The sequence below is a fragment of the Acidomonas methanolica genome (genome assembly GCF_004346035.1).
GTDB lineage: Bacteria > Pseudomonadota > Alphaproteobacteria > Acetobacterales > Acetobacteraceae > Acidomonas > Acidomonas methanolica.
In genome coordinates this window covers 1-9,316 of sequence record NZ_SLZN01000055.1, presented here as the reverse complement: position 1 = coordinate 9,316, position 9,316 = coordinate 1, and the positions used below count along the sequence as shown (strand labels likewise).

Annotated in this window: 12 protein-coding genes and 1 pseudogene; 4 read left to right on the top strand and 9 right to left on the bottom strand. The window is 62.1% G+C overall.

Features of this window, described 5'->3' with window-relative positions; genetic code table 11:
• Positions 1-90: 90 nt before the first annotated feature.
• From EDC31_RS16725 to EDC31_RS16690, 7 genes are all read right to left on the bottom strand, one after another.
• Complete coding sequence (locus tag EDC31_RS16725) at positions 91-549, bottom strand: replication initiator protein A (RefSeq protein ID WP_306310140.1); 459 nt, start codon at positions 547-549, stop codon at positions 91-93.
• Complete coding sequence (locus tag EDC31_RS16720; RefSeq protein WP_132127185.1) at positions 546-818, bottom strand: helix-turn-helix transcriptional regulator; 273 nt, start codon at positions 816-818, stop codon at positions 546-548. The genes EDC31_RS16725 and EDC31_RS16720 overlap by 4 nt, the downstream gene beginning before the upstream one ends.
• Before the next feature lie 149 nt (positions 819-967).
• Positions 968-1,504, bottom strand: a complete 537-nt coding sequence (locus EDC31_RS16715) for a DNA -binding domain-containing protein (protein ID WP_052512237.1) — start codon at positions 1,502-1,504, stop codon at positions 968-970.
• Positions 1,505-1,568: 64 nt separating this feature from the next.
• The gene (locus tag EDC31_RS16710; RefSeq protein ID WP_042061978.1) at positions 1,569-1,796 is read right to left on the bottom strand and encodes a transcriptional regulator domain-containing protein; all 228 of its coding nucleotides are present in this window, start codon (positions 1,794-1,796) and stop codon (positions 1,569-1,571) included.
• Positions 1,797-2,119: 323 nt separating this feature from the next.
• Positions 2,120-2,437 (bottom strand): DUF736 domain-containing protein, encoded by a 318-nt coding sequence (locus EDC31_RS16705; protein WP_132127184.1) that lies wholly within the window; start codon positions 2,435-2,437, stop codon positions 2,120-2,122.
• Positions 2,438-3,067: 630 nt separating this feature from the next.
• On the bottom strand, positions 3,068-3,484 hold the full coding sequence (locus EDC31_RS16695) for a hypothetical protein (protein ID WP_042061880.1): 417 nt from the start codon (positions 3,482-3,484) through the stop codon (positions 3,068-3,070).
• Positions 3,485-3,861: 377 nt separating this feature from the next.
• Entirely contained in the window at positions 3,862-4,542 is a 681-nt protein-coding gene (locus EDC31_RS16690; protein ID WP_042061878.1) for a DNA methyltransferase, read from the bottom strand.
• A gap of 238 nt (positions 4,543-4,780) precedes the next feature.
• On the opposite strand from EDC31_RS16690, the gene EDC31_RS16685 reads away from it, so the two are divergent.
• Both EDC31_RS16685 and EDC31_RS16680 read left to right on the top strand, forming a co-directional pair.
• Positions 4,781-5,215: an HU family DNA-binding protein gene (locus tag EDC31_RS16685; RefSeq protein ID WP_158310378.1), complete on the top strand. Its 435-nt coding sequence runs from the start codon at positions 4,781-4,783 to the stop codon at positions 5,213-5,215.
• A 6-nt stretch (positions 5,216-5,221) separates the two neighbouring features.
• Positions 5,222-5,650, top strand: coding sequence for a cupin domain-containing protein (locus EDC31_RS16680; protein WP_042063101.1), 429 nt, complete (start codon positions 5,222-5,224; stop codon positions 5,648-5,650).
• 13 nt (positions 5,651-5,663) lie between these two features.
• Here the strand turns inward: EDC31_RS16680 and EDC31_RS16675 are convergent.
• Both EDC31_RS16675 and EDC31_RS16670 read right to left on the bottom strand, forming a co-directional pair.
• Positions 5,664-5,983, bottom strand: a pseudogene (locus EDC31_RS16675) (alternative ribosome rescue aminoacyl-tRNA hydrolase ArfB).
• A gap of 29 nt (positions 5,984-6,012) precedes the next feature.
• Complete coding sequence (locus EDC31_RS16670) at positions 6,013-7,062, bottom strand: alginate lyase family protein (RefSeq protein ID WP_132127183.1); 1,050 nt, start codon at positions 7,060-7,062, stop codon at positions 6,013-6,015.
• A 58-nt stretch (positions 7,063-7,120) separates the two neighbouring features.
• On the opposite strand from EDC31_RS16670, the gene EDC31_RS16665 reads away from it, so the two are divergent.
• The gene (locus tag EDC31_RS16665) at positions 7,121-7,804 is read left to right on the top strand and encodes a flavin reductase family protein (RefSeq protein ID WP_132127182.1); all 684 of its coding nucleotides are present in this window, start codon (positions 7,121-7,123) and stop codon (positions 7,802-7,804) included.
• Between the two features lie 211 nt (positions 7,805-8,015).
• Positions 8,016-9,224: a C40 family peptidase gene (locus EDC31_RS16660; protein ID WP_132127181.1), complete on the top strand. Its 1,209-nt coding sequence runs from the start codon at positions 8,016-8,018 to the stop codon at positions 9,222-9,224.
• Positions 9,225-9,316: the final 92 nt, after the last annotated feature.

Below are 9,316 nucleotides of genomic sequence, written 5' to 3'. Positions count from 1 at the left end.
CACCTCCCAAACGACGTCAATAACAACGTCGTTAACGACAGGAGATTACCAATCATCCAATCCAATCATAAGGCGGCCCTGAGCGGCCGGTTACGATTTCTCGTGCCAGTCAGGACCGTTGCGCAGGCTGGTCGCGACCCGGGTCGTGGCCAGCCGGGCGAGCACACCAGTGAGGCGGTGATACTGGTGAGCGCCATCGCCCCAGCCCAGATCCGCGAACAGCCGCCATGGCGTGAAACGCACATGGCGCGAGACCCAGAGGCCATGATTGAGGGCGTCGACGATCTGCCCGCCCAGCCAGAGCAGGATGTCCGCGTCCCGGATCGTCGCCATACCGGGCACACCCGGAGTGATGGCGATGTGGCTCTGGCGCGTGCGGTAGTGCAGCGGTTCGCTATCGGGCCGCCGCCCCAGAGCGAAGAATGGCATCCCCATGAGATCGCGCAGATCGCGAGGACGGGCGGGACCGCTGATCACGAAGCGGCGGTCGGGCTCGCGCCAGTTTCCGGGCACCGATCCGGCACTGACGGGGGGCGTCATACCGGTCATGACCGTGCCCTCCACGCGCGGCTTGCGGCCAGGGCGGCCTCGTAGCGGTCCTCCGACGTCGAGCGGCAGGCGGCCCGGTCCAGCCAGGCCTGGAGGTCGTCGGTCGCGTAGAGCACGCGTCCGCCGATCTTGCGGAAGACGGGACCGCTGCCCCGGCAGCGGAACGTCTCCAGTGTGCGGGGCGACAGCCCGACCAGCCGGGCCGCCTCGGGCGTCATCACGAATCGTTTCTCGGGTCGTCTGTCGACTGTCGCCTGTGCGGTCTGCATAAGCATCTCCTGTCGTAGCCGGACGATGCGGAGCGCATCGCGGCGTGGCAGGACGAAAACTGACGTAGCGCCGGCCCTGGGGGGCAGGACGAAAAACGACCCCGAAACGGGGCCGGAAATCGTCCATGGCGAAATACCGGCCGTGCGATCTATGCTTCCGGGATATCCATCTTTCCGGAGAGGCCATGTCCCAGGAGATCGAGATAGCCGCCCGCGACCATGGCCAGCGCGTCCTGGTTGAGCCGGTAGAGCGTGGCGCGGAGTTCGCTGCCCGACCATTCGAGCGCGGACCGGGCGCGCGGACGGCGGCGGAACAGCACCGCGCCCATCTCCCGCCGGGATGCGCCTTTCTCCCGTGCCCGATTGACCCGCAGCATCAGGACCAGACGTTCCTGATGCAATGGGGTCTGATGGGTAAGATGATGTCGCGGCGCCAACCGGCCACGGGCTGGCAGATCGAGAAAACGCAGCAGCGCGCCGAGATGCCGTTCGAATCCCGCGTGGGGCAGAAGATAGGCGTCATGCCTGCCCGATGGGGTGGGCAGGAAGTGGAGCTGCTGGCTGCCGAGCGTATCGGTGACGATGCGCCGGGCGCCGTCCGGCAGCGTCAGCGCCGCGAGCGTGCGCGAGGCGACCCTGGCCGCGATGTCCGGCGCACCGTGGCTGTCGGCATATGTATCCGGCATCGCACTGACAAGAACGGTGCCCCCGAGCAGTTCCCCCCGCCAGAAGGCGGGCTCCTGCCACCAGCTATGGGCGGGATCGAACGGGAAAACTCAACCCCCATGGCCAGCCGAAGCTGGCCAGCGCCGCCTCGCGGGCGGCGGCCGTGGGAAAGTGCGTATGCAGCAGGGCCACATGGCCGGTCCGGTAGACCGGATTGGAGCGCAGAAACTCCTGGGCGAGCACCACGCCCTCGGCGCGGCGCAGACATGAGGCCGCTTCTTCATCCCGCCAGTCCCACGCACCATCGATCATGCGGAATCTCCCCCTGATGGTCCGGAAATGACATGAGCGAAACCGGTCCGCACAGAGACCGCGTTGGCGCCACATGGCGCGACGACGGACCCGCCCCCCACCGAGCCGAAGACCGACATCGCGTGCGCTTTGAAGCCGGAAAGGTAAAATCCGCCATCCGCGTGCCGCCCGGTGGCGCGAGTTGGACACCATTCTGGTATCGGAACGGCCCTCACCGTAACCCACCTGTGATCCGGCATCCATACGCTGGTCCGATGCGACCGCTGGCAACCCGAGCTGGCGAAGAAGAAAGCCCCTCCGGCGAACCGGAGGGGCCGGGGCGGTCAGTCCCCGTTGCGCGGACGCTGGCGGCTCCAGACCAGATTGTAAGTGCCGCCCTCTTCCTCGAACAGGCTGGCGAAGATCGGACCGGGAAGGGTCGGATCGTCCAGCTTCACGCTGAGATATTCCCGCCAGTCGGTGGTGTGCTTGATCCAGACGGCGCCTGCCTCCAGTTTTCCGATCTGGACCCGGAAGTTGGGAACATTGTCGCTGGCCCGGTTGGCTTCGGGCACGAAGCGGACGCCCCGGATTTTCTGTGTCAGGGTAACGATTTCGCCCTCGTACCCCTCGCCGACCTTCTTGAATGAACCGATGATCATTGTCCTGTCTCCTGGCTTGTATCGGGCCGCGACCACCGTGGCCTCGATGGCCATCGTCAGCCCGGAGACGACCGGCGGCGCACCTGCTTGCAGGCCGAAGCAACGCGAAGGACGGCGGCACGGAACTTTCTTGTTCCGCGCGGAATGACGGCGCAGCCGGCAGGGGAAGAAAGTTGCGGGCCGCCGTTGCGCCATAGCCGGGCGAGGCGAAGCCGGTCTTCGGGCAGATCGGCCATTATCTGAGGCCATGATGTGCGGCACCGTCAGCCTTGTATGGAGACAGGCCAGTCCGTCGTGTTTCATGACTGGGGCGTGGGTCTGATGGGGACGTCTCCCTGCGTGGTGGAACAATCCGGGGCCGTTACCAGTCCACGTATCGAACAGCGGGCCTGTGGCAATTGGTCATCCCCACATCCGGACAGGAAAACAGCAAGAGGCCGCACCGATCCTGCGTTGCACCGTATGAACAGGTGTATCTCAGCGTGAAGCTGGACGGTCCGGCCCCCGATCCATCCGTCCATGCCCTTTCGATGAAGACGGCACACGCACTCATCCCATGGAGCCGCCCTTGCTCGCGCAACGGGGACTGACCGCCCCGCCCCTACACTTGCCTGCCGGAAAATCAGGCTTTCAGGTGGGCTGGATGGCGCACAGCCGCGTCCACGCTGCTCCGCCGACGCACAGCGCCCCGAATGTCGCGAAGATATATGTCGGAATGGCACCCATATCGCCCAGCCGGCTGAGCCCCAGTGTCATACCAAATCCCGCCAGCGCGGCCGGCAGGGCGAACAGCGCGGACACAATAACCCGCAGAACGCAATCGCGCGTGGATGCGAGGATTGCCTGTCCCAGCGCGAGCACCGTGATCCCGGCGGCGATGCCAGCAAGGACGGCATGGGCGCCCGACATCATGGCGTGGTCGTAGAGCATGGTGCAGACCATCGCGGCCACGAACAGGGGAGCGGCATAGACCGCGCAAAGAAACAGCAGCCAGCACAGAAAACCGATACCGGCGACGCCAAGGACAATTCCGAGACCGAGCAGCATGGATCGCGTCCTCTCCGTGGAATGGAACAACACACACATGCCGGGACGATTCCAATATATCCACTGAATAGAAGGATGTTTCCCGACATCGTTTTCACGATCGGGACAGCGCGCGGAGCGCGCCGGACGTTCATGATCGAGGCGCCCGCCCGTCGGCGCCTTCCGCTCGCGCCGTGGACGCGGCGCGTTGTCCCGGCGGGGTTGCTGAGGGTAAAGGGTAAATGTCCAGCACCGTGCGATAATGAACCTTGCGAGCCGGCTTGCCGGCGAGCGCCGCACGCGCGGGCAGCGGGCAGTGGGCCGCGCGTTTCCGCCGCCGATCCGCCAGGATCGGCGCGGTTCCGGGCCGGGCGGGAGAGACAGAGGAAAGGAGCGGCTTACGCCGCCACCTTCCCCGCTCCATGCCAGGCCAGCCGACGGGTTGCCGTGGTCGCGTGCTCTTGGTCCAGTTCCATGCCCAGCCAGTCGCGCCCAAGATGCTGCGCCGCCACGAGAGAGGAACCCGAACCCGCGAACGGGTCCAACACAAGGCCGCCCACCGGACAGAAGGCGTCCACCAGAGGCAACAACGCCGCCACCGGCTTTTGCGTCGGGTGCAGTTTGTTGCCTGAATAGGGCATGTCGATCACGTCCGGGATGGGCTTTGCGGGCGGCGTCACATTCCCCTTGGCCAGCAGGTAGGCGCTTTCGTGTTCGTACCGGAGAAACCGGGAAGAGGACGAATAGGACTTGCGAAAGACGATATGCCCGACCATGCGGAACCCCGCCGCCTTCCAGGCATCGGCAAACAGGTCGATGCGGTTCCAGCCATAGAACGAAACGGCGAACCCGCCCCATTTCAGGACACGATGCATCTGGTTGAAGGCGGGCCGGAGCCAGCGCGCATTGTCATCGTTGCGAACCTTCCGCCCGTCCCTGCCCTGATAGTTCACAAGGTAAGGCGGATCGGTCAGGATAAAATCCACCGCATTGCGCGGCATCGCCCGCATGAGAGAAATGCTGTCACCGCAAAGAATGGTGTTGCGGAAATCGGTCGCCGTGTTGGTGTTGCCGGTCATGGTCTTTGCCCCTTTGTTCCGCGAGGAACAGCCCCCGCTGTTCCTCTGCCTCGCGGCGAGCAGCGGGGTAGCAACGGCAAGGGCGGCCGATGGGGAGGGGAATCGCCAGATCTGCACGGAGCGCAGCGCAGGAAGATCGGGGAAACCCCATCGGGCGGCGTCAGCCCGCTGACGCGAACCCTTGCCGGCGCGAGGGCGGAGCCATTAGCCATTTTTCTTCTTTGTTCCACTGGGCATCATGCTTTCGGCATGCAATTCCGATAGTCGGCATCACGCCACGAGCAGCATTCCCCTTCACGCGACAGGAGTCCTCAGGGCCACCATGAACACATCCGAACTGATCGAACAGATCGCCGAAACCACTGATCGTCCCAAGGCGGAGGTGAAGCTGGTTCTGGACGCGGTAATCGACGCCATCGTCGCTGCCGCGAAGAAGGGCGAGGACGTCTCGCTGACCGGCTTCGGCAAGTTCTCCGTGCGTGATCTCGCCGCTCGGACGGGACGCAACCCCGCCACCGGCGAAAGCATCGAGATCGCCGCGTCGCGCAAGCTGGCGTTCACCGCCGGAAAAGGTGTGAAAGACGCGCTCGTCCTGCCGAAGCAACCGGCGAAGAAAGCGTCTACGGAGAAAAAACCCTCCACGACGAAGTCCGCGACCAAGAGACGCGCCTGACACGTCATGACGACGGCCCGGGATGTCATCGATCGGCTCGGCCTCGCACCGCATCCGGAGGGCGGGTGGTTCCGCGAGACATGGCGTGATCCTGCACAGGATGGCGATCCGCGTGGACGCGCGTCCCTGATCCTCTATCTTCTGGAGCACGGCCAGCGCTCGCACTGGCACCGGATCGACGCGAGCGAGATCTGGCTGCACCAGGGCGGCGGGCGGCTGTCCCTGCTTACCTGGTCGGGCGGAGCGATGACGACGCGCTATCTGGGCGCCGATCTCGCGGGCGGCGAGCTTCCGCAGGCCGTGGTCGCGCCGGGGGAGTGGCAGGCGGCGGAGACCAAGGCGGACTGGGCGCTGGTCGCCTGCATGGTCGTGCCCGGCTTCACCTTCTCCGGGTTCGAGATGGCACCGCCGGGATGGGAGCCTCACATAGACTGATCGTCGTTTCGACTCAGTCCTCCGGATGCACGGAGCGGCCACGCCTGATCCCGGCGCGATGTTCCTTACTGTTCGCCCGGCATTGACGGGTGGCGCGGCCAAGACGGGTGGCAACACGGAATGCGGGCCGGTACGCGGCCTCACGGATCAGCCCGGCCAGCCGCTCGATCGCACCCGCTCGGGCAGCGATGGCGAGCTATTGGTGTCGAAGCGCCGGTGTGCCACCGTCGCCACCTTGTTGCCGTTCTGCCCGCCTGGGCCGGAGGCCAGGATATAACTGACCTCAAGTTCGGACTCGGCCAGGGTCAGTCCGGGAAGGATCGGGATCACCATGCCCGCCGCATAGCATATTTTCGTGCTGTTTATTGCCCGCACAGCGCCACGAAAGAGGGCGGGCGCGGCATGAGGCGCTCGGCCAGCGGACGCAGGGATGGGTCAAGCTCCGAGACCAGCCAAAAGAGCGCCCCCGCCGAACGGGGATCGAACGGGCCGGAATAGCCCTTCAGCCCCGCCTGAGCGCGGATGGCGTCGAAGCGCACGGTCGAATGGACGAACTCCTCATGCGTCTTCTCGCCCGATGCATAGGGCGTAAGCCAAGCCATGGCTTTCGCAAGCGAAGCGCCGTCATCACCCATCCAGCGATACCAGTCCTCCCCGCGCGTTCGTGCGGCGAGCGCCGCCTGCACCATCGGCTGGAGGTCGTAGACGACGTAATGCAGCGCGTCGCGCTCGCGGAAATCCAGCGTCTCGCCGTCCGGGGCGATATTGGCGGCGATTTGCGCGCGGAACAGCGTGCGGGCGGCATCGAACAGCGATGTATCATCCAGAGCGACCGCCATCATCGTCACCAGCTTGACCCGATGGCTCTGCCAGTTGTTGGTCCAAGTCGACCGGGTGTTGTGATGTCCGATCGCCTCAATGTACCCCGCTACCCAAGCGTGGAGGTAATCACGCACCCGCGCCCGCTTGTCCGGCGGCAGGGACGGGCCGATAATGGCGTAGGTGTCGATCAGCGCGTCGAACCCGGTCTCGTCGATCGGATTAAGGCTCGGCCGGTAGGTGGCGACCCACGCCATGAGATAGCGGCGGGAGAAATCGAGCCACACCGTTCCCGCACCAGCGCGCCAGGCCAGGGCGGCATCCCGCATCAGGGGCAGGTCGCGTTTCGCGGCGATGCTCTCATCGTAGATTCCCTGATGGGGCAGCGTGCCTTCCGTATGCAGGCGCGACAACGGCGCGGGCGGACGGTCCCGCGCGGAATCGAGGTGGCGCAGAACCGACGGCAACGCCGCCGCCTGGGAGGGCAGCACCGGGCACCATGGCGACGCCGCCCACGCTCGCGAAAACCCGCACGCGCAGAGGGAAGCGGCGAGGCCGATCGCCGCGACACGTCGGAAGTTCAAGCCGGACATTCTCCCTTCATTCCTCATGGCTGACGTCATATCATGCGGCGCAAGGAGACGTCGCGCGATGTCCGAGGCATTGTTCCATACTTATCGACCGGAGGAAGGGCACGGGCTCGCACACGATCCCTTTAACACCATCGTCGGGCCGCGCCCGATCGGCTGGATCTCCACCACCGGCGCCGACGGCATCGATAATCTCGCGCCCTACAGCTTCTTCAACGCCTTCAACTACAGGCCGCCGCTGATCGGCTTCGCTTCTATCGGCTGGAAGGACACGGTGCGCAACATCGAGGCGACGGGGGAGTTCGTCTGGAACCTCGTCACGCGTCCGCTCGCCGAGCGCATGAACATCACATCGGCGCCCTTCGCGCCCGGGATCGACGAGTTCGCTGTCGCGAAGCTGGCCAAGGCAGCGTCCGTCGCGGTCCGGCCGCCGCGCGTTGCCGCGAGCGCCGTGCAGTTCGAGTGCCGCCTGTCGCAGATCGTCCAGCTCCGCGCGGCGTCAGGCGAGGAGGTGCCGACCTGGCTCACGATCGGGGAGGTCGTGTTCGTGCATATCAGGCAAGAACTCCTGCGCGGCGGCACCTATCAGACCGCCCAGCCACATCCCGTCCTGCGCGCGGGCGGCATCGGCGACTATGCCGAAATCGCGCCGGAAGTCATGTTCGAGCTGGATCGGCCCGTATCGGTCGAGGAAGGACTGGCGCTGGCGGAGCATCTTGATCCTGGTCTTCTCGGATATTCATGAGGACACTGAATGGCTAGAATGAGGGGAATGCTGCCTGTCAGCTTTGAAAAAAATATAAGAAAATAACCATTCACTGCCTCTTACGAACTCGGTTCGGGTCACTGCTTTTTATAATTCAATTATAAGACAATTAAGGATTGATAGCGGATGTACAATTAACCTAGCAATCGCATTAATTTCGTCACAAAAGGACGTTTTGAGGATAAATATTATGGGTTACAGTGAGGTAATTTATTCTCGGGTAACCCTATTGAGCAGGATAATTGTAATGCGGATATCAAATAAGGCCATTGTTAGGCCCCAATCAGTTTGGAAATTTGATCCTACAGGCCTTCAGCCTGGCGATGTCATCTTGGAGCGTGGGCATAGTCTGATCAGCAAGGGTATAAGAATTTTCGATAGAGGCCGTTATAGTCACGCCTTGATGTGGCTCGATACTGTTAATTTTATTGAAGCTGTTGACATGGGTGTCCGAATAATCAGCTACCCACGATTTTTTATCATCAACCCAACTGATTGGACTATTTTGCGCCACCCGGATCCCAACATCGGCCGCCTCGCAGCCGCGGAAGCACGGTCTTTCTCACATATGAAATACGGGACAGTCGGCGCAATTGCGACGAAAATTCCCGGTAACTGGAAGACCGATCCAGCCGCAATGTTTTGCTCTCAGGTGATTGCCGCTGCCTACGAAAAGATTGGTGCTCCACTGGTTTCTAAGCCGTCAAGCAAGGTATCACCAAATGACCTAATGCGTAATTCTGTTTTAAAAAAAGTGACACCTCGCCCCCTGGTTAAGCTTGAACTATCGGAGGGAGATCAGAAGGAAGCTGATGAGTGGCTTGACCGTGACCATGCATATACCAAGACCAACATGGCTCGTGAGTTGGAAGCATCTCAGGAAGTTTACAGTCTTGTCTATAGTTTGTATCCAAATATTACAATCGCTCCTGAATACCGCCTATCGTGTCCCCCTTGCAGTTTTAGTGAAGCATTAAATGTAATTCAGTTCCTGGACTGGGAAACGGCTTCGCGCATTTCTTCGGTGATGCTCCCTGCTCTCGAAAAAAGAGGTTATTTCGATTTTATCACGGCTGATCTTCAAGAACTTACCGAACGACTGGAACGACAGAATGCTGCTGTTTCTGCTGGTCAGTGCAATCATGCAGAAATGACTGAGTTAAAGGATCACTACTCAGAAACCGTAGGCTCTCATATTGAGACTGAACATCGCCATCGAAACAACGCCGATGCTTACGATACACTCTGGAATCACCGTTTTAAACTGCCGCTATTTGCTCGAATGGCGCGGATGCATCGTTCTATGGAACTAAAATTTTCTACGATTATCGAGCATGAGAGGACTTTGATTCAGAACTGTACACAGAGATTGAATTCTGACGATAGTTTTCCTGATTAGATGTTTAGTCCCGTGGTTTGATGGTGCATTCTTCTCGCTGGAATGGAAGGAAGCGCTATGGGCCAGGTTCACCACGGAAGCGCCACGACGAC